Genomic DNA, 24,878 nt, shown 5'->3' with positions numbered 1-24,878 from the left:
ATTGTGCACCCGTGTCCGAGAGGGCACGGGTTTTTTCTTCGAGCCCGGTGCGGCTTGCACCCCAGTGCTCTAGCGCGTTGATTCTAGGCCATCTTTCGTATCCGATAATTCCACTCCAAAGCAGGATGCTTTAGTGTGGTGCCGATGATCTATGAGTTCGCGATCTTCGATTTCGATGGCACGCTGGCCGATACGGCGGCGAACTTCATGCTTGCCTGCAACAGAGCCGCGCGGCACTACGGTTTCCGCGAGCTTTCCGTCGAGGAATTCCAGTCGCTGAGGACGATGGGCAATCGCGAGATCATCGCGCATCTTGGCGTGCCCGTGTGGAAGCTGCCGCAGATTGCCGTTTTCATGCGCCGGGCGATGGCGGCCGAGGCCGCATCCGTGCGGCTGTTTCCGGGTGTCGCAGAACTGCTCATGCGCTTGAAGGCTGCCGGTATCGGCATTGCCATCGTCAGTTCGAATGCTGAAGAGGGAATTCGCGCTGCGCTCGGAGAAGCGGTTGCGGCAGTGGACATCTTCGAGTGTGGTGCCGCTCTCTTCGGCAAGGCCCAGCATTTCAAGAAGACGATCCGATACTCCGGCCTGGACCCGGCTCGCTTCCTGGCGATCGGCGACGAAGCGCGTGACATTGAGGCTGCGCGCAAGGCGGGCATCGCCGCAGGAGCGGTGGCTTGGGGTTATGCCGACCCGGCCTTCCTGCAAAAACTCGGACCGGATCGGTTTTTCACCCGCCTGGAAGAGATCGCGCCGGCGTTCGGCGTGATCTGATCGCGCAGTCTCAGGCTGCCTTGGCGAGATCGCTTTGGGCGTCGGCGAAGAGGCGAAGCGAATGCAGGCGCGCGTCCATGTCGAAGATCGGCATGGAGATGATCAGCTCGTCGGCCTTCGTCTGCTCGAGGAAGGTCCCGATCTTGCGGCGGATCGTCTCCGGCCCGCCGACCACGGCATACATCATCGAATGATCGACGAAGATCTTTTCGTCATAGTTCCACAGCCCATCCATCGATTGCACCGGTGGTGGGAATTGTCCGCGCGCGTTGCGACGCAGCGCCACAAAGGATTGCTGCATTGAAGTGAAGAGGTAGTTCGCCTCCGCGTCGGTGTCGGCGGCGACACCCATGACGCCGACCATGACATGCGGTTTGGCGAGGGTCTCGGACGGCGTGAAGCGTTCGCGGTAGATTTCGAGCGCCGACAAGAGCATGTCCGGCGCGAAATGCGAGGCGAAGGCGAAGGGCAGGCCGAGCATGCCGGCGAGGTGCGCACTGAAGTGGCTCGAGCCCAACAGCCAGATCGGTACGTTGGTATCGGCGCCCGGTACGGCGATGATCTTCTGATCCTCGGCCACCGGGCCGAGGAGGGCCTGCAGTTCGACCACGTCGTTGGGGAAATTGTTGCCGCTCGCTTCCATGTTGCGCCGTAGCGCCTGGGCGGTGCGCATGTCGGTGCCGGGTGCGCGGCCAAGGCCGAGGTCGATGCGGCCGGGATAAAGTGCTGCCAGCGTGCCGAACTGCTCGGCGATCACCAGTGGTGAATGGTTCGGCAGCATGATGCCGCCTGAGCCGACGCGGATCGTCTTCGTCGCCGCGGCCACATGGGAGATCACGATCGAGGTCGCAGCACTTGCAATCCCCTTCATGCCGTGATGTTCGGCAAGCCAGAAGCGCTGGTATCCGTTCTCCTCGGCAGCCTGGGCCAGGCGGCGCGAGTTTTCGAGCGACTGGGCGACGCTGCCGCCTTGCGTGATCGGGGAGAGATCGAGGACGGAGAAAGTCGCCATGGCAAAAGCCTTCATTGAGGGAAATTGATGAAAGGCTATGTAAGCTCAATTTTCCTCAATCCAAGGGCGATGGTGAAGAAAAGCTGACATGCCGTCTCGGCTGTGTGTATGTTTTTGTTTTGTTCACTTTTTGCTGGCAGCGTCCGGGCTGTAGTCATAGGGTGAATTTCATGCAGAACACGATTCGCATCATCGGTATCGATCCGGGCCTCCGGCGCACCGGCTGGGGCATTATCGAAACGCTCGGCAATTCGCTGCGTTTCGTCGCTTCCGGCACGGTTACTTCCGATGGCGATATGGATCTCGCGTCGCGGCTCTGCCAGCTGCACGATGGGCTTGCCGAGGTGGTCCACAGTTACCAGCCGCACGAGGCGGCGGTGGAACAGACCTTTGTCAACAAGGATGCGACGGCGACGCTGAAGCTCGGCCAGGCGCGCGGCATTGCCATGCTGGTGCCGGCGCGCGCGGGCCTGAGGGTCGCGGAGTATGCGCCGAACGCCGTCAAGAAGGCCGTGATCGGCGTCGGCCACGGCGAGAAACAGCAGATCCACATGATGATCAAGGTTCTGATGCCAAAGGTCGAGTTCAAGGGCAACGATGCGGCGGACGCATTGGCGATCGCCATCTGCCATGCGCACAACCGGCAATCGGTGACGAGCCGGCTTGCCGCATTGATGGCGTAGTTGCAGCAGATCTAAAGTGTTGCAGCGACCTTAGCGCGTCTTGAAAGACGCGCGGCGCTGTAGACAGGAAATTTTCCGATGGTCTGGGCGACCATCCCCCCACCGCGAGAGACGCCATATGATCGGCAAACTGAAGGGTACCATCGACGAGATCGGCGAGGATCATGTCGTGCTCGACGTGCATGGCGTCGGCTATGTCGCCTTTTGTTCGGCGCGCACGCTGTCCAAGCTCGGATCGGCGGGCGAGGCGGCGATACTCTTCATCGAGACCTATGTGCGCGAGGACCAGTTGAAGCTCTTCGGCTTCCTGACCGCGCTGGAACGGGAATGGTTCCGGTTGTTGCAGAGCGTGCAGGGCGTCGGCTCGAAAGTGGCGCTTGCAGTTCTCTCGACATTGACGCCGGGCGAGCTGGCAAATGCAATCGCTCTGCAGGACAAGACTTCGGTCTCGCGCGCGCCGGGGGTCGGGCCCAAGGTGGCGGTTCGCATCGTCACCGAGCTCAAGAACAAGGCGCCGTCCTTTGCCGGCGAGATGGCGGCATCGATCGGCCTCAAGCAGGAGCTTGGCGAAGGGGTCGCTTCCGCGCCGGTATCGGATGCGGTTTCAGCGCTGACCAATCTCGGCTATTCGCGCGACCAGGCAGCAAACGCCGTTGCGGCTGCGCTGAAAAACGGCGGCGAAGGCGGCGACAGCGCCAAGCTCATTCGCCTCGGCCTCAAGGAACTGGCGCGATGATCGCTTGCCTTGGCGGGGCGCTCAAGGCAGAACGGAAGAGGGCCGGGCGCAGATACGTACCTGCGCCATGACGACCGACCAATTGGAACGAATGCATGACTGACGCGGCACGTCTGATAACGCCGGAAAAACGTGGTGAGGATCTCGATGCGACCATGCGCCCGCAGTCGCTGGACGAATTCACCGGCCAGGCCGAAGCGCGCGCCAACCTGAAGATCTTCATCGAAGCCGCCAAGAACCGCGGTGAGGCGCTGGACCACGTGCTGTTCGTCGGCCCGCCCGGCCTCGGCAAGACGACGCTGGCGCAGATCATGGCCAAGGAACTCGGGGTCAATTTCCGCTCGACCTCCGGCCCTGTCATTGCCAAGGCCGGCGATCTTGCGGCCTTGCTCACCAATCTCGAAGAGCGCGACGTGCTCTTCATCGACGAAATCCACCGGCTCAATCCGGCGGTCGAGGAAATTCTCTATCCGGCGATGGAGGATTTCCAGCTCGATCTCATCATCGGCGAAGGTCCTGCGGCGCGTTCGGTGAAGATCGATCTTTCGAAGTTCACGCTGGTGGCGGCAACGACGCGCCTCGGCCTGTTGACGACGCCGCTTCGCGACCGTTTCGGCATTCCCGTACGTCTCAATTTCTACACCGTCGAGGAACTGGAATCGATCGTACGGCGTGGCGCCAGGCTGATGGGTCTCGGCATGACCGACGACGGTGCGCGCGAAATCGCGCGCCGCGCCCGCGGCACACCGCGCATTGCCGGTCGGCTGTTGCGCCGGGTGCGCGATTTCGCTGAAGTCGCGCGTGCGGAAGCCGTGACACGAGAGATCGCCGACGAAGCGCTGACACGGCTGCTCGTCGACAATATGGGGCTCGACCAGCTCGACCGCCGCTATCTCTTCATGATCGCGCAGAATTTCGCCGGCGGGCCTGTTGGGATCGAAACCATCGCCGCCGGTCTCTCGGAACCGCGCGATGCGATCGAAGACATCATCGAGCCCTATCTGATCCAGCAAGGTTTCATCCAGCGGACACCGCGCGGTCGTATCTTGACCGCAAATGCCTGGAAACATATCGGGCTCAATCCGCCGAAAGAGGTCGAGGCGGCGCAGTTCCGACTGACACTCGAGGACGAATAGATGATTACCCGCCGCGGATTATTGAAAGTGATCGGCGGCGGCATCGCCAGCATGGCGGCGCTCGGTGGCTATGCATTTGCCGTCGAGCCTTTGGCGCGCCTGAGCGTGACCCGCTACACGCTGACGCCGCCCGGCTGGACGCCCGGCTTGAAGCTGCGTGTCGTCATGCTCACGGATATCCATGCCTGCGAACCCTGGATGCCGGCGAGCCGCATCGCTTCGATCTGCCGGCAAGCCAACAGTCTCGGCGGCGATGTCACGGTGCTTCTTGGCGACTACGTGGCCGGGATGAACTTCGTCACCAGCTACGTGCATTCCAGCGAATGGTCGAAGGCGCTTGCCACGCTCACGGCGCCGCTCGGCGTCCATGCCGTCATGGGCAATCACGACTGGTGGGAGGACAAGACCGCGCAACGAAATGGCGGTGGCCCGACCTTCGGGCACAAGGCGCTGCAGGATGTCGGCATCAACGTCTACAGCAACCGGGCAATCCGGCTGGAAAAGGACGGGCAGGGCTTCTGGATCGCCGGTCTCGAAGACCAACTCGCCCTGGTTCCGGGCAAGAAATGGCAACGCCAGCGCATGACCGGTCTCGACGATCTCGACGGTACGCTCGCACAGGTGAGCGACGGCGATCCGATCATTCTGCTGGCACATGAGCCCGATATCTTCCCGAGCGTTCCCTCTCGGGTCGCGTTGACACTGTCGGGCCATACCCATGGCGGCCAGGTGCGGCTTCTCGGCTACGCACCGGTGGTGCCGTCGCGTTTCGGCGATCGCTACGCCTATGGCCACATGGTCGAGGACGACTGCAACCTGATCGTCTCCGGTGGTCTCGGCTGCTCGCTCGCACCGGTCCGTTTCGGCGTGCCACCGGAGATCGTCGTCATCGACCTTGGTTAGGCTTGCCCCGTATGCCACTCCAGCGGCTTACGCGGGTCTTGAGTTTCTGACCAAGTCGCCGATCGTCGTAACCAACCGTTCGAATCCGCCCGGTTGCCAGCCAAGCCGGCGCAGCTTCTCGGTCGACATGACAAGATAGCGCTCCGCCGTAGCAGCCTCTGGCAATGCATGCGGACAGGAGGTGAGCCTCTGTACCACCGACAGGATTTGCCTGACATCGAGCAGAAGGTCCGAAACGTTGAAGGCCTCGCCACGCACCGTGGCGCTATCTGCTTCCAGCATCAATCGCACCGCAGCACCGACGTCGTCGCCGTGAACCTCTGTCCCGATCCGCGGCTGGATCGGTTTTTCATCGAGGTAGCCCGCAAACAGCTCGGTCCATTTGTGCTGCCTGCCAGGACCGGCAGCGCCGTAGACGCCGGTGACGCGCAGGCTCGCCGGAATGAAATTCTCGGTCGCGAGCGCCCGAAGTCGGTTCTCTGCAATGGCTTTCACGTCGCCATAAAGCGTGTCCGGAGCAGTCGGCGTTGTCTCGTCGACCGTGCCGACAAGCCGGCTGCCGTAGACGGCACGGCTCGACAGGAACACGCAGCGTTTGACGCCGGCGGTGCGAGCGGCTTCGAAAAGGCGCACGGTTCCGTCGATATTGGCGCGGCGAAAGCCGTCCGGATCGTCGCCTTCACCGCCGCGATACTTGCCTTCGACATGTTCGAAGGCGGTATGGACAAAGCCCTCCGCGTCGTCGAAGGCCGCAGACTGGTTCAGGTCCGGATCGAGGAACAGCGGCACGAAATCGACGGGTCTCGAAAAGCAACCGGTCGGAGGCGGGGTTCGGCCACCGACGATCACTTCATGTCCGTTCTGCATCAGATGTTCGACGATGAAGCGACCGACGAAGCCGGCGCCACCGGAGACCAGCACCCTGGTCATCGCTTCACCGGATTGGCAAGAGAGGCGATGTCCGGGATGCCCTCGCCGGTCAGATAGGCGAACCAGAGATCGATCAGCGGCCTGAGCGTATCGGAGCGCGGGTGATCCTTCTCCCAGGGCTTTTCATACTGGTAGTGCAGCACGCCGATCGAGCGCCAGTCCCAGAGATCGGGCATGTTGAACCAGACATATTGCAGCATGTTCATCGTCACCGGCAGGCCGTGCCAATCCTGGAAGAAAGTCTGCAGGAAGGTCTGGTCGGTGCGTGGCCAGAATGCGTCGGGTGCGTCGAGGCGGGCGAGCATCCTGTCGAATGTCGTCAATGACGGTTCGGCAACGAAGACGCCGGAATTCAGCCGATGAAAGTCTGCGAGGCTCTCATAGACATTCGGTGCCGCCGAGAATTCCGGATAGGCGAACAGCCGGTCGATGTTCCTGAGCACGATTGCGTCGGCGTCGATGAAGACGCAGCGTCGGTATTCGGCGAGTTGCCAGAGCCGGAGCTTGCAGAAATTGTCGAGCGGCGAGTGGAAGTCCGGTTTGCGTCCCTTGGTGAAGGGTGCCTTTTCATGCACGTTCCGGCGCTGATGCCGCTCGTTGAAGGCATCGGAGAGCGGCAAAAGGTCGGTCTCGACCAGACGACAGCCGAACTCGGAAAGCGGCGCGAGCGCTTCGAGCGAAACGCCGCCGGTATGCAGCACCACAATGTCGGCGGCTGTCCCTGTGAGGCGGATGGAGCGAGCGAGCGCGCGTGCGCCGAGCGCATAGTCGGCATTGGTGACGAGTGTCACGAAGGCATGATCGGCGGTGGGCGGTGAGGAGGGGCGCAGCCCCTCCGAAGGATCGTTCGATGTCATGAAACGGATTTCAGCCGCTTGCCCTCCGGGTCGTGGTTGATGAGCGGCGCGATGTCCTTGGTCCAGGCGGAGACGGCGGGCACGCGCGTTCTGTCGACACGATAGGCGAATTTCTTGGCGACATCGACGATTTCCGACAGCAGCCCGTCCTGCAGCCGCGTCGGGTTGAGACCGAGGCTCAGGAACTTCTCATTGTGAACGACGAGTTCGTTCTCGGCCGCTTCCTTGCGCGGGTTGGGCAGCCAGGCGATCTGCGAACCCGTTATCGAGGCGATCATCTCGGCGAGGTCGCGCACCCGATGGGTCTCGGTCATCTGGTTGAAGATCTCAACGCGGCTGCCGCGGGCCGGCGGATTCTTCAGCGCCAGATCGATGCAACGGACAGAGTCCTGGATATGAATGAAGGCGCGTGTCTGGCCGCCGGTGCCATGTACCGTCAACGGATAGCCGATCGCCGCCTGGATCAGGAAGCGGTTCAAGACCGTGCCGTAGTCGCCGTCATAGTCGAAGCGGTTGATGAGCTGCGGGTGGCGGCGCGTCTGTTCGGTATGGGTGCCCCAGACGATGCCCTGGTGCAGGTCGGTGATCCGCAAGCCGTCGTTCTTGGCATAGAATTGGAACAGCAGCTGATCCAGGCACTTGGTCATGTGGTAGATCGAGCCCGGATTGGACGGATACAGGATCTCCTGGCTGACGGTCTCGCCACCCATCGTCTTGACGCCGACGGGCAGGTACCCCTCGGGGATCGCCGCGCCGATCGTGGAGTAGCCATAGACGCCCATGGTGCCGAGGTGCACGAGATGCGCGTCGAGGCCGAGTTCGACCAGCGCATTCAGCAGATTGTGCGTAGCGTTGACGTTGTTGTTGACCGTGTAGTTCTTGTGGCGGTCACTCTTCATCGAATAGGGCGCAGCGCGCTGCTCAGCGAAATGCACGATCGCATCCGGGCGATGCTCGGCGAGCCAGTTCTTGAGCAGTTCGTAGTCGCGGGCAAGATCGATCAGGTTGAAATGGATGCGGCGACCGGTCTCTGCGTGCCAGATGCGGGTGCGTTCCTGGATCGAATCCATCGGCGTCAGTGACTGCACGCCGAGTTCCGTATCGATCCACCGGCGCGAGAGATTGTCGAGGATGTGAACGTCGTGGCCCGTATCGGAAAGGTGAAGAGCCGTGGGCCAACCGACGAAACCGTCGCCGCCGAGAATCGCAATCTTCATGCACGTTCTCCTGATCGAGGGAAGGAAGTCCGTCACGTGATAGGATAGGATTGTGACAAGGCTGCAATGCTTGCAAATGGCTTTTTGTTCCTGCACAGGAAACGGGATGTACTTGCGGAGAAAAGCATGTCCCAGATTTCGCTCGCAGGCGAACTGACCGAAAACGGTCACCAGTTGATCCAGCGCGTCTACTACGAAGACACCGATTTTTCCGGCGTCGTCTATCACGCCCGCTACCTGCATTTCATGGAGCGTGCCCGCACCGACTTCCTGCGCCTGCTCGGCGTCGAGCAGGCGACGCTTGCGATCGAAGGAGACAGCGAAGGGCTCGTCTTCGTCGTGCATCGTATGGAGATCGACTTCAAGCTGCCTGCGCGCATGGACGATATCCTGACGATCACGACGGTCACGGAGAAAGCCGGCGGCGCCAAGATGGTGCTGCAGCAGGAAATCCGCCGCGGCGAGCAGTTGCTGATTGCCGCCAAGGTGATCATCGCCGTCATCAACGGCCAGGGCCGCCCGCGGCGGCTGCCGGAGGCGCTGGCCTACAAGTTCCAGCATGCGAAGGAGAGCGCCGGCTAGGCACGTCGCCACACGTCGGTCATCTCTGCGGAACGCCCCCTCGTGGGGCGTTTTTCATTGGATGGGGCGCCGTTTCCGCGTCTGCCGTCTTGCCGATTGACAATAATACGTACGTACGTATTATTTCTGCATGTCCAGAAAATCGATACGTGAAAATCTTCTGAAGGCGGGCGATCAGCTCGTGTGGAACACAGGCTATGCCGGCACCGGCGTGCGCGACATCGTTGCGGCCGCGGGTGCGCGCCCGGGGTCCTTCACCAATCACTTCGCCTCGAAAGAAGACTTCGTCATCGAGGTGCTCGACCGCTACTTCGCCTATGTCTCAGGCCTCGTCGAAGAGGCGCTCGGCGACAGGAGCTTGCGGCCGGTCGACCGGTTGCGTCGCTACATCGACCTCATCACCGGCAAGCTCGCCGATGCCGACTACGGTCGCGGCTGCATGATCGGCAATCTCAGTCTCGAGGCCTCGTTCGACAACGAACGGCTTCGGGCGCACCTGTCGGGCCTCTTCGTAACCTGGCGCGGCCCGTTCGAGGATTGCATTGCCGAAGGCCTGGAGAAGGGCGAGATCGCCCCGCTCGGCTCGGCTGCAGAGCTTGCCGATTTCCTGCTCAGCGCCTGGCAGGGTGCGATGCTGCGCATGAAGGTCGACCGCAGTCCGGGGCCGCTTGCGACCTTCAGGAAGATCGTTTTTTCAACCGTGTTTGATGGAGGAAGGCATGCGTGAAGAGGCATCTGCTGCGGGCAAGTCATTCGTCGACGTGTTGGGGGCGTCGATGGCCTATGTCGAGATGGGCTCCGGGCCGACGGTGCTGTTCCTGCACGGCAACCCGACATCGTCCTACATCTGGCGCAACATCTTGCCCCATGTGACGACGGTCGGGCGCTGCATCGCGCCGGATCTCGTCGGCTATGGTCATTCGGCCAAGCCCGACATCGACTATTCCTTCCTCGACCAGTTCCGCTATCTCGAAGCCTTCATCGAAAAGGTTGCCCCGGATCCGCTTTTCCTCGTGGCCCAGGATTGGGGAACGGCGCTTGCCTTCCACTTTGCGGCACTCAATCCGGAGAAGGTGCTGGGACTCGCCTTCATGGAGTACATCCGTCCGGCCGAAACCTATGAAGCCTTTCACCAGAAACCGCAGGCACGCGAACTGTTCAGGGCGTTTCGCACCGAGGGTATCGGCGAGCGACTGATCCTGGAGGAAAACGTCTTCATCGAGCGGGTGGTCCCCAATGCGATCCTGCGCAAGCTGACCGACGCGGAAATGGCCGCCTATCGCGCGCCGTTTCCGGATGCGGCGTCGCGCCGGCCGGTGCTCCGCCTGCCACGCGAACTGCCGATCGAAGGTGCGCCCAGCGATTTCCATAGGATCAGCACGGACGATCATACTGCCCTGAAGTGCTCGGACTACCCGAAGCTGCTGTTTTCCGGCGACCCTGGCGCTTTGATTTCGCCGAGGGAGGCGGAGGCCTATGCGCGTGAGCTCAAGAACTGCCGGCTGCTAAGGCTCGGAGCCGGTGCGCACCATCTGCAGGAGGATCACCCCGACGCAATCGGGACGGCGGTGCGTTCGTGGGTCGAGGGACTGTGCGGAGTGGAGGCGGCTTAGTCCGCCTCCTTCACTCCGACGCTATCCAGGATCTTCCGGGTCAGCGACTGGCGGATGCCGGCGACGTCTTGCCAGGGATCGGTGCCGCCTTCGATGCGTTCGAGTATCTCGGGGATGTGGAAGCTGTTGGCGGCCTGAAGACCGAAGAGTTCGTCCCAGCTCACGGGGGTGGCGACCGGTCCGCCGGCACGCGCCCGTGTCGAGTAGGGAGCGATTGCGGTGGCGCCACGCTCGTTTCTCAGCCAGTCGATGAAGATGCGCCCCTTGCGTTTCTCCTTCGACATGGTGGCGACGAACCTCTCCGGTTCGCGTTCGGCGAAACCCTGCGCAAAGGCTTTGGCGAAGGCCTTGGCTTCCAGCCAGGTGGCGTGTCCCGTCAAGGGCACGACCACATGCACGCCCTTTCCGCCTGTGACCATCGGCATCGACTTCAATCCGATGGCCGAGAGCGCGTCCCTCAAGGCGATGGCTGCCGTCTTGACGATGCCGAAATCAAGACCCTCGTCAGGATCGAGGTCGAAGACCATTCGGTCCGGCGTTTCGAGCGTGTCGCAGCGCGAGCCCCAGATGTGGAATTCAAGCGAACCCATCTGCACCGCGGCGACCAGCCCTTGGGCGTCGCGCACATACATGTAGTTTTCGGTTTCGCCGGAGCTTTCCTTGACGGGCACTTCCTTGATCTCGTCGGGGAAGCCGTCAGCGGCATGTTTCTGGTAGAAGCGCGGACCCTTCACGCCCTGTGGAGCGCGGACGAGGGACAGAAGATGCCCGGCGGCATATGGCAGCATGCGATCGGCAACGATCGTATAGTAGCGGGCGAGATCCAGCTTGGTGATGCCCTGGCCATCGAACAGCATCCGGTCGGGGTGGGTGATCTTGATACCGGAAACGATCTCATCGGGAGCGGCCGGATGTGGCTTCGCAGATGAGGCCTTGGGTGTCGCGGTGGCTGGCTTGCCTCGGCCGCGATTGCTGGTTGCATCTTCGGATTCGGTCATCTTGTCACCCGCATCTCGGTTGGACGGTCAATGTCTCCTGGCCGGCCTCAAACCTGGTCCGCTCGGGGCGCCACTTTCAGAATATTACGAGAGTGACGTCTTTTCGTAATGTCATTCTGGATCAGGCCTGCCGAAGGAACGTGCGCAGCGAGCGGAGGTTCCGGCGACGAAGTGACGCTGCAAAGACACAGCATGGTAACGGTTGCTTAACCATAATGGTGTCTTAATCACTGTATCAGGATTTGTGCAGTGCACGTCATCCTTTGACCAAAATTGACGGCAAGAAGGCAACCTAAAGCTAATTAAGGTCGCGATGGTGCGATCTGCGGCGGTGCCGGGCACTCTTGCAAACAGGACGTTTGGGCTACCCGGTCACGAGCATGAACCGCTCTTGCCGGGTGTTTGGATTCGGGGACTGAAGACGATGGAACAGGTTGGATTGGCCGCTGCGACGCACGATGTGACCCTCTGGTCGCTGTTCATGCAGGCGGGCTTTGTCGTGAAGCTGGTCATGCTGGGGCTGATTGCCGCCTCGGTCTGGACCTGGGCGATCGTCGTCGACAAGACGCTGAACTACGGCCGTGTGCGCCGTCAGCTCGACAGCTTCGAGCAGGTGTTCTGGTCCGGACAGTCGCTGGAGGAGCTCTACCGCACGCTCGCCGACCGACAGACGGCCGGCATGGGTGCGATCTTCGTTTCCGCCATGCGCGAATGGAAGAAGAGCTTCGAGCGTGGCGCCCGATCGCCGATCGGCCTACAGATGCGTATCGACCGCGCCATGGACGTGACGCTGTCACGGGAATCGGAATCGCTGGAAGCCCGCCTCGGTTCGCTGGCGACCATCGGTTCGGCCGCACCCTTCATCGGCCTCTTCGGTACGGTCGTCGGTATCATGACCTCGTTCCAGGCGATCGCCGGTTCGAAGTCGACCAACCTTGCGGTCGTCGCGCCCGGTATCGCGGAAGCACTGCTTGCCACCGCGATCGGCCTTCTCGCCGCTATCCCGGCGGTTATCGCCTACAACAAGTTCTCGGCCGATGCCGGCAAGCTCTCGGCACGCATGGAAGCTTTCGCCGATGAGTTCTCGGCCATCCTTTCGCGGCAAATCGACGAGAAGCTGCAGAGCCCGCGCCAGGCCGCGCAATAATCGCCAGAGAATACGGAGACCACGCTGATGGGTATGTCGGTTGGCGGAGCCAAGGGTTCGGGCGGCGGACGTCGTCGCCGCGGCGGCAAGAAAGCCGTGATGAGCGAAATCAACGTCACGCCTTTCGTTGACGTGATGCTCGTGCTGTTGATCATCTTCATGGTGGCAGCACCGATGATGACGGTAGGCGTGCCCATCGACCTGCCGGAAACGCAGGCGAAGGCGCTGAATTCCGATACGCAGCCGATCACCGTCTCGGTCAATCCGGCCGGCGAGATCTATCTGCAGGAAACGCCGATCGCCATCGACGAGGTCGTGCCGAAGCTCGAGGCTATCGCTACCACCGGCTACAACGAACGCATCTACGTGCGCGGCGACACCAATGCCGACTACGGCACGGTCATGAAGGTCATGGCCCGCATCTCGGCCGCCGGTTTCAAGAACCTCGGCCTCGTCACGCTGCAAGAACAGGAAAAGTGATCGTCCACGATGAAGGGCAGTCTCGCTACATCTGCTGTCCTCCACGCCATGGTCTTGACCTGGGCGCTGGTGTCGCTTGGCAGCCCGGCTGACTTCCAGGTCGCCGACGTCGAGGCTTTGCCTGTCGACATCGTTCCCTATTCGGAAATGACGCAGGTTCAGCAGGGCGACAAGAAGGCACCGAAGAAGGAGCATTCGTCGCCGGTTCCGACCAAGCGTCCGGAGACGAACCAGCCGGCCGAAAACGTCGGCGACAACGACACCGACCTGAAGACGCCGCCGACGCCGAACGCCAAGCCGTCGAAGAGCGAAGCCACGGCATCGCCTGAGAAGAACGAAAAACCCGAGCCGACGCCCGATCCGGTCGAGCAGGAAATCAAGAAGGTCGAGGAGACGAAGCCCGCCTCCGAACCGGCGACCGAAGTCGCGGCGCTGCCGGAACCGAAACAGGAAGTGAAGCCCGAGACCAAGCCGGATCCGGCGCCGGCCGAAGAAAAGCCAGCCGAGAACCCGGAAGCCGAAGCGCTGCCCGAAAAGGTGCCGACGCCCGCCGCAAAGCCCAAGGTCGAAAAGCCGGCCCAAAGCGCCAAGACGCCGGAGCGCAAGGACGAGCAGACGCCGAAGGAGCAGAAGAAGCAGGCGTCCACCGAGGAAAGCGAGTTCAACCCCGATGAGATCGCTACACTGCTTAACCGGGATAAACCGTCTGCGGGCGGCGCCAAGAGTTCCAAGCAGGAAGCGGCCCTCGGCGGCAAGAAGACGATCGGCGTGGGCTTGAGCGCCAACGAGATCGACGGTGTGAAGGGTCAGATCCAGGACAAATGGTCGCTGATGGCCGGTCTTACGGGCGTCGACGAAGTCCGCGTCACGATCAAGGTCCAGCTGGATCCGGCCGGCAACATCGTCGGTGAGCCGGAGGTGACCGCCACGGGCGGTCCGGAAGGAACGCGCCGCGCCGTCGAGAGCAGCACGCTGCGCGCGCTGCGCCGCTCGGCACCGCTACAGAACCTGCCGCCTGAAAAATATGACGGCGAAAAAGGATGGAATACCCTCGTGCTGAACTTCGACCCCTCGGATTTCGCACTCTGAGCCGCCGGGATTGGAACCCATGCCGGATGGCCAAACACAACCGCACAAACCCTTCGTATTAAGCTGAAAGGCTTGTCTCAATGATCAAGGTCTCTCTTTTCCGTGCCCTGATGGTGGCCGCGGGCATGTTAGCCGCGGTTATCGCGGCGACACCGGCGAACGCCGTCGTCGAAATCAACATCAACAAGGGTAATGTCGAACCCCTGCCGATCGCGATTACCGATTTCCTTCAGGGCGAACTCGGTCAGAAGATCTCGGACGTGGTCGCTGCCGACCTGAAGCGCTCGGGCCTGTTCGCGCCGATCAACAAGGGCGCCTTCATCGAGAAGATCAGCAACCCGGATGCGACGCCGCGCTTCGAGGACTGGAAGGTCATCAATGCGCAGGCGCTCGTCACCGGCCGCGTGACGCAGGAAGGTGACGGCAGGCTGAAGGCGGAGTTCCGCCTCTGGGATACCTTCTCCGGCACGCAGATGACCGGTCAGCAGTTCTTCACGCAGCCGGAAAACTGGCGCCGTGTCGCCCACATCATCGCCGATGCGATCTATGAGCGCATCACCGGCGAAAAGGGCTACTTCGATACGCGTATCGTCTATGTCGCCGAGAGCGGCCCGAAGACGGCACGCAAGCGTCAGCTGGCCATCATGGACCAGGACGGCTTCAACGCCCGCGCGCTCACCAACTCCAACGACATCGTTCTGACGCCGCGTTTCTCGCCGAACCGCCAGGAAGTCACCTACATGTCGTTCGAAAACCAGCAGCCGCGCGTTTACCTGCTGCAGCTTGAGACCGGACAGCGTGAAGTCGTCGGCAACTTCCCCGGCATGACCTTCTCGCCGCGCTTCTCGCCGGATGGCCAGCGGGTCATCATGAGCCTTCAGCAGGACGGCAACGCCAACATCTACACGATGGACCTGCGTTCGCGCACGACCACCCGTCTTACCAATACCGCGGCTATCGACACGGCTCCGTCCTATTCGCCCGACGGCAGCCAGATCGCCTTTGAAAGCGACCGTGGCGGACGCCAGCAGATCTACGTGATGGGCGCCGATGGCTCCGGCCAGCGCCGCATCTCGTTCGGCGATGGCTCCTACTCGACGCCGGTCTGGTCTCCGCGTGGCGACCTCATCGCCTTCACCAAGCAGTCGGGCGGCAAGTTCTCGATCGGCGTCATGAAGACTGACGGTTCGGGCGAGCGCATCCTGACCACCGGCTTCCACAACGAAGGCCCCACCTGGGCGCCGAACGGCCGCGTGCTGATGTTCTTCCGTCAAAACGCCGGCGCCGGCGGACCTCAGCTCTATTCGATCGACCTGACCGGTTACAACGAGCAGCAGATCCAGACGCAGGGCTTTGCATCCGACCCGGCCTGGTCGCCGCTTCTCGAGTAGATCACGATGAGGAGCGGGATGCGGGCGGAAAACCGCACACACTTTTCCTCATCCCGCTCTGGCCTGCCCCGATTTGCGGCGGGAAAATGTGGCAGCGATGCCGCTTTCTCGCCGCAAAGTGCTGGTCTAGCAGGCGCCGAGCCGAAATTATCGATTTGTTAACCATAACTGTTGAAAAGCGATTAACCGCTTCCGGTTACAGTCTGGCAACCGTGAATTCAGACACTTCCAAGGAGACCGGCGCATGAGCCGAATTGACACCCCGGCCGTAGGCCGCATGCAGACCATCGCTCGCAACCCGGTCATGATCGCCCTGGTCATGACGCTTGCTATCGCTGGTTGTGCATCGAAGAAGAACATGCCGAACAACGCCAACGAGCTCGGCCTCGGCGGCGCGGGCGCTGCAACGCCGGGCTCGCAGCAGGACTTCACCGTCAACGTCGGCGACCGCATCTTCTTCGACACCGACTCCACTTCGATCCGTGCCGACGCGCAGCAGACGCTCGCCCGCCAGGCTCAGTGGCTCGCCAAGTACCCGAACTACGCGATCACCATCGAAGGCCATGCCGACGAACGCGGCACGCGCGAATACAACCTTGCGCTCGGCGCCCGTCGTGCGGCCTCCACCCGCGACTACCTCATCAGCCAGGGCGTTCCCTCCAACCGCATGAAGACGATCTCCTACGGCAAGGAAAAGCCTGTTGCCGTCTGCGACGACATCTCGTGCTGGTCGCAGAACCGTCGTGCAGTTACCGTTCTCGGTGGCGCTGGCATGTAATCTCACGGCCGAGCGTGGCTCGGTCGGGTAGCGTGTCGTGTTCGGGGAAACGCACCGTGTTCCCAAGATCACAGACTTCTAAATTAAAAGGGCGGCTCTCAGCCGCCCTTTGCTTTTTTACCACACTTTGGCCGAACTCCGTTGCTTTTTCAGGGCAATTGGAAAACTGTGCGGCAATCACCCAGTTGACTCGGCGAGATGTATTGCGGGCCCCTGGTCAAGGGTGGGACAACCGGTATTCGAACAGGACAAATGAAATGAAGAAATTTGTCGTGGCGGGGCTGATCGGTCTTGCGGCCCTTGCGGGCCTGGGCCAGACGGCGAACGCCATGCCGCTTTCAGGGCTGCTGGCCCGAACGACTGAAGCTCAAGCCGGCGCGCAGCGGAAGCTGCCCGTGGTGAAGGTACAGTCGGCCGAGACCGCACGGATTGGCCAGCTTGAGGAACAGATCCGCTCGCTCAACGGGCGTATCGAAGAAATGAGCTTCCAGCTTCTGCAGATGCAGGAGCAGATCCGGAAGTTCCAGGAGGACAACGAATTCCGCTTCCAGGACCTGGAAAGCGGCAAGGCCTCCCCGAAGAAGAGCGGCGCTTTGCAGACGCCAAAGACCAGCGATCAGGCGTCCGTCACCCCCGGGGTGACGGATAGCCAGACCATGCCACCGGCAGGCGGCGGCAACGACATGGCCTCCTCCGGCCTTCCGTCCGGTGGTGACCAGGGCACCAATGGTGCCGCTCCGCCGACCACGCTCGGCCAGATCGTCTTCGACCAGAGCGGCAATCCAGTCTCGACCACGACCGATGCGCAACCCGGAGCAAACGCGACACCGCCCGGCGTGGAAGCCGGCGCTGGTCTGCCCACGAACGATGGCGGCCTGAACGCCAATCCGGGCAACCAGCAGACGGCCTCGCTCGACAACCCCGGCGATCTCTACCAGTCGGCCTATGGCCACGTTCTTTCCGGCGATTACAGCACGGCGGAACAGGAATTCGGCGACTATCTGGCGGCGTTCCCGCAGGGCGACAAGGCGGCCGATGCCAGCTTCTGGCTGGGCGAGGCGCAATATTCGCAAGGCAAGTACAGCGATGCGGCCAAGACCTTCCTGAACGCGCACCAGGCCCACGGCAAGTCGCCGAAGGCGCCGGAAATGCTGCTGAAGCTCGGCATGTCGCTCGGCGCGCTCGACAACAAGGAAACTGCCTGCGCGACGCTGCGCGAGGTCAACAAGCGCTACCCGAAGGCTTCGCCGGCGGTAAAGGCAAAGGTGACGAGCGAGCAAAGCCGTTTTGGCTGCTGAGGCCCACCCGCCAATGGCCGTTGTCGAAACGGCAAAACGATTTCTTGCCTCCTTCGATAGACCTGCACGTATCCTCGTGGCCGTCTCCGGCGGGAGCGACTCGAAAGGACTGCTTCTCGCCCTCAACGAGGCGATCGAGGCAACCAAGCCCACACAGTTTTCCCTGGCCGCCTGCACTGTCGATCATGCGTTGAGGTCGGAGTCGGCCGAAGAGGCGCGCGGTGTCGCGGCGTTCTGCGAGAGCCTGGGCGTTCCGCATATGATTGCGCGATGGGACGGGCCGAAGCCCAGGACCGGCATTCAGGCAGCGGCGCGCGAGGTGCGCTATGCATTGCTGGCCGACGCAGCGCAGCGCTTCGAAGCGTCCTCAATCGTCACAGGTCATACATTCGACGACCAGCGAGAGACGATCCTGATGCGCACGCAGCGAGGGGAGGGACCCGGCGCCGCCGGCATGGCGGATGCTACGCTCTATGACCGGCGCATCTGGGTGCTGCGACCGTTCCTCACGGTCGACCGCACTGCCATTCGCACCTTTCTCACCGACCGGAAAGTCGGCTGGTTCGATGATCCGAGCAATGTGAACACGGGATTCGAGCGGGTACGCGCGCGAGCCCATCTGGCATTTTCGCCGGAAACCGGCGCCGGTGCCTGGGATGCCCGCTCCCGGGCACGATCGTCGGTGGCGGCCGCCGCCTTGCTCGAACGGCACGTGCGGGTGCATTCGGCGTTGGTCGCGGAAGTCTCACCGTCGACGGCCGGACAGTGTCGCGACATTGATTGGCGAAGGGCGTTGCTTGCGCTGACGACCGTCATCGGTGGACGCGCACATCTGCCCGCGGCCGAGACGGTGGAACGCCTGGTGGCCTTCCTGGAGCAGGAGACACCTGGGCGGCTGACTGCGGGGCGGGTCGTCTTCGATCGGCGCTCGACCGGCCTCTATCTCTATCGCGAGGCACGCGGTATCGAGGATCTGATACTGCAGGCTGGGCAAACCGGCGTCTGGGATGGCCGCTTCCTGGTCCGAAATGACGGCGAGGGTCCTCTTTCACTGACGGTGGAAGGCGGTCGCGGACCACAACACGAGAGACTTATTGCCGCAGGCCTGCCACCGGGCGTTGCCGGTCGTGCCTCACTGTCGGCGCCCCGCATCGTATCTCGCGATGTCAAAAATGTCGCATCTGCCACAATCGAGCCGCGGATCGGGCTCTACGACACCTTTTTGCCGGGTTTCGACAGGATCATGGCGGACAGGATCGCCGGATTGTTCGGACGAGAGCGTTATCTTCCGCCACCGGTTCACGATCTATTGACAGAAATGGAACGGTAGAAGCCGGTTTGCCTTGGCAATGCGTCGCCAGAACCCTATGTTAGGGAGCAAGACAGCGGCCCGGCGAAATGCGCGGGCCGTGACAGGTTCCGGGGAGTTCGATGAACCCTAATTTTCGTAATCTTGCCCTTTGGGCAATCATAGCGCTTTTGCTGATCGCGCTGTTCAGCATGTTTCAGCAGCCGACGGAGCGCACCGGCTCGCGCGAGATTCCGTTCTCGCAGTTCCTCAAGGATGTGGATGCGAGCCGCGTCAAGGAAGTCGTGATCACCGGCTCGAAAGTGATCGGCAGCTATTCTGAAAGCGGCGCTACCTTCCAGACCTACGCGCCATCGGTCGATACGGCGCTGACCGAGCGCCTCGAAGCCAAGGACGTGACGGTCACGGTTCGCCCGGAAACCGACGGCTCGTCCGGCTTCCTCAGCTACATCGGTACGCTTCTTCCGATGCTTCTGATCCTCGGCGTCTGGTTGTTCTTCATGCGCCAGATGCAGGGCGGTTCGCGCGGCGCCATGGGCTTCGGCAAGTCCAAGGCCAAGCTTCTGACCGAAGCGCATGGCCGCGTCACCTTTGACGACGTCGCCGGCGTTGACGAAGCCAAGCAGGATCTGGAAGAAATCGTCGAGTTCCTGCGCGATCCGCAGAAGTTCCAGCGCCTCGGCGGCCGTATTCCGCGCGGCGTGCTGCTTGTCGGTCCTCCCGGTACCGGTAAGACGCTGCTTGCGCGCTCGGTTGCGGGCGAAGCCAACGTTCCGTTCTTCACCATCTCCGGTTCCGATTTCGTTGAAATGTTCGTCGGCGTCGGCGCCAGCCGCGTCCGCGACATGTTCGAGCAGGCAAAGAAGAATGCGCCCTGCATCATCTTCATCGACGAAATCGATGCTGTCGGTCGCCATCGCGGCGCCGGTCTCGGCGGCGGTAACGACGAGCGCGAACAGACGCTCAACCAGTTGCTGGTCGAGATGGACGGCTTCGAAGCCAATGAAGGTATCATCCTGATCGCAGCGACCAACCGTCCTGATGTTCTCGATCCGGCGCTTCTGCGTCCGGGCCGCTTCGACCGCCAGGTCGTCGTGCCGAACCCGGACATCAACGGCCGCGAGCGTATCCTCAAGGTGCATGTGCGCAACGTGCCGCTGGCGCCGAACGTCGACCTCAAGGTGCTCGCCCGCGGTACACCCGGCTTCTCCGGTGCCGACCTCATGAACCTCGTCAACGAGGCGGCGCTGATGGCCGCCCGCCGCAACAAGCGTCTTGTCACCATGCTCGAGTTCGAGGATGCCAAGGACAAGATCATGATGGGTGCGGAGCGTCGTTCGTCGGCCATGACCGAGGCCGAAAAGAAGCTGACCGCCTATCACGAAGCCGGTCACGCGATCCTCGCGCTGAACGTTCCCTCGGCGGATCCGCTGCACAAGGCGACGATCATTCCGCGCGGTCGCGCACTCGGCATGGTCATGCAGCTGCCGGAAGGCGACCGCTACTCGATGAGCTACAAGTGGATGGTCTCGCGCCTTGCCATCATGATGGGCGGACGCGTTGCCGAGGAACTGACCTTCGGCAAGGAGAACATCACCTCGGGCGCATCGTCGGATATCGAACAGGCAACGAAGCTTGCCCGTGCGATGGTGACGCAGTGGGGCTTCTCCGACCAGCTCGGACAGGTTTCCTACGGCGAGAACCAGCAGGAAGTGTTCCTCGGCCATTCCGTTGCCCAGCAGAAGAACGTGTCGGAAGCGACCGCTCAGAAGATCGACAACGAAATCCGTCGCCTGATCGACGAGGCCTACGAGACTGCCCGCAAGATCCTCACCGACAAGAACCACGAATTCGTGGCGCTTGCCGAAGGTCTGCTCGAATACGAGACGCTGACCGGTGAAGAAATCAAAGCGCTGATCCGCGGCGAAAAGCCGGCACGCGACCTTGGCGACGACACGCCGCCGCATCGTGGCTCGGCCGTTCCGTCGGCTGGTTCCAAGAAGGAAGGTCCGGCGGGCAACAAGGGCGAAGAATCCGAAGGTGGGTTCGAGCCGCAGCCGCAATAATTGCCACTGCTGGCAGAATATCCAAGCCGCCGCTCCTCAAGTGGAGCGGCGGCTTTTCGTTGCCGTGCGCCCTCTGGCATTTGGTAACGGGATGTAACGATTTCTGATGTTAGCCTCGCTGCCGTTTGGTGCGCTTTTGTGTCAAAGAAGACATGACGTGTCTGCGATGGTTGCCCTTGGATGGGACGCTGGTCGCCAGGCAGATGGCATCCAGGAAGTATGAATGAGGTCCGGTCAATGAAACCCAGTCGCGCAAAACGCAGACAGGCGGAGGTGGCCAAGCCAGCCCTGACCCGGCAGAACGATGGAGTTCTTATGAAGCGAAAGTATTTCGGCACCGACGGTATCCGCGGCCAGTCCAACTTGTTTCCCATGACACCGGATCTGGCAATGCGGGTCGGCATTGCGGTCGGTACGATCTTTCGCAACGGTGCCCACCGCCACCGCGTGGTGATCGGCAAGGATACGCGCCTTTCGGGCTACATGCTCGAGAACGCCATGGTGGCGGGCTTCACGGCCGCCGGTCTTGACGTCTTCCTGCTCGGGCCGATCCCGACGCCGGGTGTCGCCATGCTCACCCGCTCGCTGCGCGCCGATATCGGCGTGATGATCTCTGCCTCGCACAATCCTTTCCAGGACAACGGCATCAAGCTTTTCGGCCCAGACGGCTACAAGCTTTCCGACGATATCGAAGAGAAGATCGAAGCGCTGCTAGACCAGGATCTCTCGGGACAGCTGGCGAAGTCGGAAGACATCGGTCGCGCGAAACGCGTCGATGGTGACATCTATCGCTATCTGGAACACGCCAAGCGCACGCTGCCGCGTGACGTCACGCTGCAGGGCCTGAGGATCGCGGTCGACTGCGCCAATGGTGCAGCCTACAAGGTGGCGCCGACGGCGCTTTGGGAGCTGGGTGCGGAAGTCGTTACCATCGGTACCGAACCGAACGGTCTCAACATCAATCTCGATTGCGGCTCCACCCATCCCGCGACGCTGTCGAGAAAGGTCCACGAAGTGCGCGCCGATATCGGCATTGCGCTTGATGGCGATGCCGACCGTGTGCTGATGGTTGACGAGAACGGCACTGTCATCGACGGCGACCAGCTGATGGCCGTAATTGCCGACAGCTGGGCCGAAGACGGCATGCTTCGCGGCGGCGCGGTTGCGGCCACCGTCATGTCCAACCTCGGCCTCGAGCGCTACCTCAAGGGACGCGGTATCGATCTGCGGCGCACCAAGGTCGGTGACCGTTATGTCGTCGAGCAGATGCGCCAGGACGGCCTGAACGTCGGCGGTGAACAGTCCGGCCACATTGTGCTCTCCGATTTCGGCACGACGGGCGATGGTCTTGTCGCTGCTCTGCAGATCCTCGCGGTGATCAAGCGCCAGGGCAAGGCGGTGAGCGAGGTGTGCCACCGCTTCGAACCGGTGCCGCAGGTGCTGAAGAACGTTCGCGTTTCCGCCGGCAAGCCGCTCGAAGACGCCACCGTGCGCCAGGCGATCGCCGATGCCGAAGCGGAGCTCGCCAAATCCGGCCGCCTGCTGATCCGTCCCTCCGGCACCGAGCCGCTCATTCGCGTGATGGCGGAAGGCGACGATCGCGGCCAGGTCGAGCGCATCGTCGACGAACTCGTCAATGTCATCGGCAGCGCTCGAAACGCCGCCTGATACATCCCGAGACTGATTTCCCTCCAGGGCCGGTGCGACGCATCGGCCTCTTTTTTATTCTGACGTAGCTTGCTCGGGGCGAGGTCGTTCCGTCATTGGAACTCCGATCTGAAAAGCGTTGCCTCCTTTCGGAGGCGATCTAGTGCATTGTCCTGACGATCTATTTAGCTATTCCTTATGGGAACAGTATGGCCGACAGTAACGCCGGACAGCAACCGCAAGAATAGGCTGCTTTCTTAACAATCTCGGTAAACGTTTGTAGTTAATCGGAACTTAACCTTTCCTCCTCATTATCCATAGCCAACATCGGGATTTGGGCACCGGTTTCGTGGTGAACCAAGCAACGGAATGTATTGGAGTGGGCCATGAAGAGAATTTTGAGTGGCGTTGTTGCTGTGTTGCTCAGCGGCACGGCGGCATTTGCTGCGGATGTCTACCAACCGCCTATGGAACCGGTGCCGGAGCAGCCCGTCGAGGTCATCCAGACCAGCGGCTGGTACCTGCGCGGCGACGTCGGTTACGCCTGGAACCATTTGCGCGGCGCGAACTTCTACCAGGGGGGGCCGAGTGGCTCGATCGCGGATTTCGACTCGGCCGATATCGATGACTCCTGGGTGATCGGCGGCGGTGTCGGTTACCAGTTCAACAACTACTTCCGCGCCGATATAACGGCCGATTACTGGGGCAATGGCGACTTTGCCGGCTCGACCAGCGGCGGCTGCGGGCTCTTCCCGGGCGAGCCTTGCGTTTCGCGTGACATAAGCTCGGTTTCCGCGTGGAGCCTCATGGCCAACGCCTATGTCGACATCGGCACCTACGGTGCTTTCACTCCGTACGTCGGCGCCGGTATCGGTGCGACGCGTGTGAGCTGGGACGGACTGCGCAACACGAGCTGCGTAGATGGTGACCCCACCCGATGCGACCCGACGACCAATCATGGCGGCGAGGATAGCTGGCGCTTCACCTACGCACTCATGGCCGGTACCGCGATCGACCTGACATGCAACCTGAAGGCCGATATCGGCTATCGCTTCCGCCAGGTCGATGACGGCGACATGTTCGGCTACGCCAACGGCGGTGGTCCGGGCTTTGACGACGGCTTCTACATCCACGAGGCGCGCGCCGGTCTGCGCTACTCCTTCGGCAATACCTGCGAAGTTCCCTACGAGCCGCCGCCGATCGTCTACAAGTGATCGGACTGTATCAGACCAGTATCAAGGCCACCTTCGGGTGGCCTTTTTCGTTGTCACCAATCTTTGCGCTTTTCTTAACAGGCATGCTTAACCGGAGGTTAACCAGTCACTGCCAATAGTTAACGCTGAACGAAGCAGCGATGGCATTGCCATCCCGCGTATGGCAGCGAAAGGGCATGGCATGGATTGGCGAAACGGGTTCTGTGGAGCCGCTTTTGGTGCCGGCCTGCTTCTCTCCGGCGCCGCGCTGGCGGCTGACGAGGATCTCCTGAATGCCCCGGAGATCACCATCGAGAAAGAGACTGTCGGCGCAAGCGCGATCTATGTGCGTGGCGATATCGGCTATGCGCCCTGGCGGGGCGAAGGCGATCCCTATTATCGCACCTTCGATGCGGGTACGCTGACCTATGACAGCGTCTCCTTCGACAACGCCCGCTTTGACAAGCCGTTCTCCGGTTCGCTCGGCGTCGGCTATCAATTCACCGACACGATTCGCGCCGACCTGACGGCCGACTATTTCGAGGGCCGGTTCAGCGGTTCGTCTGCGTCTGCTAGTCCTTGCGCCGGACAGGGGGCAGGCACATCCTGCGCTTTCTCGACCGGAGCCGATTACTCCGCCCTCGGGCTGATGGCGAACGCCTATGTGGATTTCGGCACGCTAGCCGGCTTCACGCCCTATGTCGGCGGCGGCATCGGCGCGACACGCCTCAACTGGGACACGGCAATCGAAAGTGCCACTTGTGTGGTCGGCGGCGGCGCCTGCGTGGGCTCTCCCACCTCGACTTCCTACGAGGGACGCGACAGCTGGCGTTTCACCTATGCGCTGATGGCGGGTGTCTCCTATGACCTCAGCGACCAGCTGAAGCTCGATGTCGGCTATCGCTATTCCCATATTGCCGATGGCGAGATGTTCGGCTTCGGCGCCGAGGCGTTGGTGGGCGCGAGCGGCAACAAGGGCTTCGACGACGGTCTGTCCCGCCACGAGATTCGCGCTGGCCTGCGCTTCTCCTTCTAACGC

The 24,878-nt window shown here is 61.9% G+C and carries 23 protein-coding genes and 1 pseudogene; 19 read left to right on the top strand and 5 right to left on the bottom strand.

The features are described from left to right. Positions 1 to 144 precede the first annotated feature (144 nt). Positions 145 to 774 carry an HAD hydrolase-like protein gene (locus tag PWG15_RS15325; RefSeq protein ID WP_275024433.1) on the top strand — a complete coding sequence of 210 codons (630 nt, stop codon included), beginning with the start codon at positions 145 to 147 and terminating at the stop codon, positions 772 to 774. Positions 775 to 784: 10 nt separating this feature from the next. On the opposite strand, the gene PWG15_RS15320 is transcribed toward PWG15_RS15325, so the two are convergent. Next, entirely contained in the window at positions 785 to 1,786 is a 1,002-nt protein-coding gene (locus PWG15_RS15320; protein ID WP_275021252.1) for an LLM class flavin-dependent oxidoreductase, read from the bottom strand. Between the two features lie 170 nt (positions 1,787 to 1,956). Between PWG15_RS15320 and ruvC the strand changes: the two genes are divergently transcribed. The 4 genes from ruvC (at position 1,957) to PWG15_RS15300 (ending at position 5,244) form a co-directional block, all read left to right on the top strand. Then, positions 1,957 to 2,469 carry a crossover junction endodeoxyribonuclease RuvC gene (gene ruvC, locus PWG15_RS15315; protein ID WP_113540908.1) on the top strand — a complete coding sequence of 171 codons (513 nt, stop codon included), beginning with the start codon at positions 1,957 to 1,959 and terminating at the stop codon, positions 2,467 to 2,469. A 118-nt stretch (positions 2,470 to 2,587) separates the two neighbouring features. After that, positions 2,588 to 3,205 carry a Holliday junction branch migration protein RuvA gene (ruvA, locus tag PWG15_RS15310; RefSeq protein WP_275021247.1) on the top strand — a complete coding sequence of 206 codons (618 nt, stop codon included), beginning with the start codon at positions 2,588 to 2,590 and terminating at the stop codon, positions 3,203 to 3,205. A 95-nt stretch (positions 3,206 to 3,300) separates the two neighbouring features. Then, a complete protein-coding gene (gene ruvB, locus PWG15_RS15305; RefSeq protein ID WP_275021245.1) occupies positions 3,301 to 4,341 on the top strand; it encodes a Holliday junction branch migration DNA helicase RuvB in 1,041 nt (346 codons plus the stop codon). Then, positions 4,342 to 5,244, top strand: a complete 903-nt coding sequence (locus tag PWG15_RS15300) for a metallophosphoesterase (protein WP_275021243.1) — start codon at positions 4,342 to 4,344, stop codon at positions 5,242 to 5,244. A gap of 27 nt (positions 5,245 to 5,271) precedes the next feature. On the opposite strand, the gene PWG15_RS15295 is transcribed toward PWG15_RS15300, so the two are convergent. Genes PWG15_RS15295 through PWG15_RS15285 form a run of 3 tightly spaced genes read right to left on the bottom strand, consistent with a single transcriptional unit; the run spans position 5,272 to position 8,248 of the window. After that, positions 5,272 to 6,174, bottom strand: coding sequence for an NAD-dependent epimerase/dehydratase family protein (locus PWG15_RS15295; protein ID WP_275021241.1), 903 nt, complete (start codon positions 6,172 to 6,174; stop codon positions 5,272 to 5,274). Beyond that, a complete protein-coding gene (locus PWG15_RS15290; RefSeq protein ID WP_275021239.1) occupies positions 6,171 to 7,031 on the bottom strand; it encodes a glycosyltransferase in 861 nt (286 codons plus the stop codon). Before PWG15_RS15290 ends, PWG15_RS15295 begins: the two co-directional genes overlap by 4 nt. Beyond that, positions 7,028 to 8,248 (bottom strand): NAD-dependent epimerase/dehydratase family protein, encoded by a 1,221-nt coding sequence (locus tag PWG15_RS15285; RefSeq protein WP_275021237.1) that lies wholly within the window; start codon positions 8,246 to 8,248, stop codon positions 7,028 to 7,030. Before PWG15_RS15285 ends, PWG15_RS15290 begins: the two co-directional genes overlap by 4 nt. 126 nt (positions 8,249 to 8,374) lie before the next feature. Here PWG15_RS15285 and ybgC point away from each other — a divergent pair, with 126 nt between their 5' ends. The 3 genes from ybgC (at position 8,375) to PWG15_RS15270 (ending at position 10,443) form a co-directional block, all read left to right on the top strand. Continuing rightward, positions 8,375 to 8,830 carry a tol-pal system-associated acyl-CoA thioesterase gene (gene ybgC / locus PWG15_RS15280; protein WP_275021234.1) on the top strand — a complete coding sequence of 152 codons (456 nt, stop codon included), beginning with the start codon at positions 8,375 to 8,377 and terminating at the stop codon, positions 8,828 to 8,830. Between the two features lie 130 nt (positions 8,831 to 8,960). Beyond that, complete coding sequence (locus PWG15_RS15275; protein WP_275021233.1) at positions 8,961 to 9,557, top strand: TetR/AcrR family transcriptional regulator; 597 nt, start codon at positions 8,961 to 8,963, stop codon at positions 9,555 to 9,557. Next, positions 9,550 to 10,443: a haloalkane dehalogenase gene (locus PWG15_RS15270; protein WP_275021231.1), complete on the top strand. Its 894-nt coding sequence runs from the start codon at positions 9,550 to 9,552 to the stop codon at positions 10,441 to 10,443. Before PWG15_RS15275 ends, PWG15_RS15270 begins: the two co-directional genes overlap by 8 nt. Here PWG15_RS15270 and ligD read toward each other — a convergent pair. Beyond that, positions 10,440 to 11,396: pseudogene (gene ligD, locus PWG15_RS15265) on the bottom strand (non-homologous end-joining DNA ligase); the annotation flags it as partial. The gene PWG15_RS15270 and the pseudogene ligD sit on opposite strands and share 4 nt — an antisense overlap. A gap of 469 nt (positions 11,397 to 11,865) precedes the next feature. Here ligD and tolQ point away from each other — a divergent pair. The 11 genes from tolQ to PWG15_RS15210 all read left to right on the top strand — a co-directional run bounded on the left by tolQ (position 11,866) and on the right by PWG15_RS15210 (position 24,875). Then, positions 11,866 to 12,588, top strand: a complete 723-nt coding sequence (gene tolQ / locus PWG15_RS15260; RefSeq protein ID WP_057254694.1) for a protein TolQ — start codon at positions 11,866 to 11,868, stop codon at positions 12,586 to 12,588. A 27-nt stretch (positions 12,589 to 12,615) separates the two neighbouring features. Continuing rightward, positions 12,616 to 13,068 carry a protein TolR gene (tolR, locus tag PWG15_RS15255; protein WP_065778612.1) on the top strand — a complete coding sequence of 151 codons (453 nt, stop codon included), beginning with the start codon at positions 12,616 to 12,618 and terminating at the stop codon, positions 13,066 to 13,068. 9 nt (positions 13,069 to 13,077) lie between these two features. Further along, positions 13,078 to 14,157: a cell envelope integrity protein TolA gene (locus PWG15_RS15250; RefSeq protein ID WP_275021225.1), complete on the top strand. Its 1,080-nt coding sequence runs from the start codon at positions 13,078 to 13,080 to the stop codon at positions 14,155 to 14,157. 80 nt (positions 14,158 to 14,237) lie between these two features. Next, positions 14,238 to 15,548, top strand: a complete 1,311-nt coding sequence (gene tolB / locus PWG15_RS15245) for a Tol-Pal system beta propeller repeat protein TolB (RefSeq protein WP_275021222.1) — start codon at positions 14,238 to 14,240, stop codon at positions 15,546 to 15,548. A gap of 244 nt (positions 15,549 to 15,792) precedes the next feature. Next, complete coding sequence (gene pal / locus PWG15_RS15240) at positions 15,793 to 16,326, top strand: peptidoglycan-associated lipoprotein Pal (RefSeq protein WP_113538647.1); 534 nt, start codon at positions 15,793 to 15,795, stop codon at positions 16,324 to 16,326. A gap of 257 nt (positions 16,327 to 16,583) precedes the next feature. Continuing rightward, positions 16,584 to 17,624: a tol-pal system protein YbgF gene (gene ybgF, locus PWG15_RS15235; protein WP_275021218.1), complete on the top strand. Its 1,041-nt coding sequence runs from the start codon at positions 16,584 to 16,586 to the stop codon at positions 17,622 to 17,624. Positions 17,625 to 17,637: 13 nt separating this feature from the next. After that, positions 17,638 to 18,954 carry a tRNA lysidine(34) synthetase TilS gene (gene tilS, locus PWG15_RS15230; RefSeq protein WP_275021216.1) on the top strand — a complete coding sequence of 439 codons (1,317 nt, stop codon included), beginning with the start codon at positions 17,638 to 17,640 and terminating at the stop codon, positions 18,952 to 18,954. Positions 18,955 to 19,055: 101 nt separating this feature from the next. Then, positions 19,056 to 20,999: an ATP-dependent zinc metalloprotease FtsH gene (gene ftsH / locus PWG15_RS15225; protein ID WP_275021213.1), complete on the top strand. Its 1,944-nt coding sequence runs from the start codon at positions 19,056 to 19,058 to the stop codon at positions 20,997 to 20,999. Positions 21,000 to 21,314: 315 nt separating this feature from the next. Then, positions 21,315 to 22,667 (top strand): phosphoglucosamine mutase, encoded by a 1,353-nt coding sequence (gene glmM / locus PWG15_RS15220; RefSeq protein WP_275024432.1) that lies wholly within the window; start codon positions 21,315 to 21,317, stop codon positions 22,665 to 22,667. A 365-nt stretch (positions 22,668 to 23,032) separates the two neighbouring features. Then, on the top strand, positions 23,033 to 23,860 hold the full coding sequence (locus PWG15_RS15215) for an outer membrane protein (protein WP_275021211.1): 828 nt from the start codon (positions 23,033 to 23,035) through the stop codon (positions 23,858 to 23,860). 181 nt (positions 23,861 to 24,041) lie between these two features. Continuing rightward, on the top strand, positions 24,042 to 24,875 hold the full coding sequence (locus tag PWG15_RS15210) for an outer membrane protein (protein ID WP_275021210.1): 834 nt from the start codon (positions 24,042 to 24,044) through the stop codon (positions 24,873 to 24,875). The last annotated feature ends 3 nt before the right edge of the window (positions 24,876 to 24,878 follow it).

This window comes from Ensifer adhaerens, assembly GCF_028993555.1.
Lineage (GTDB): Bacteria > Pseudomonadota > Alphaproteobacteria > Rhizobiales > Rhizobiaceae > Ensifer > Ensifer adhaerens_I.
The sequence above is the reverse complement of the archived record's forward strand: the minus strand, read 5'-3'. Positions and strand labels throughout refer to the sequence as shown.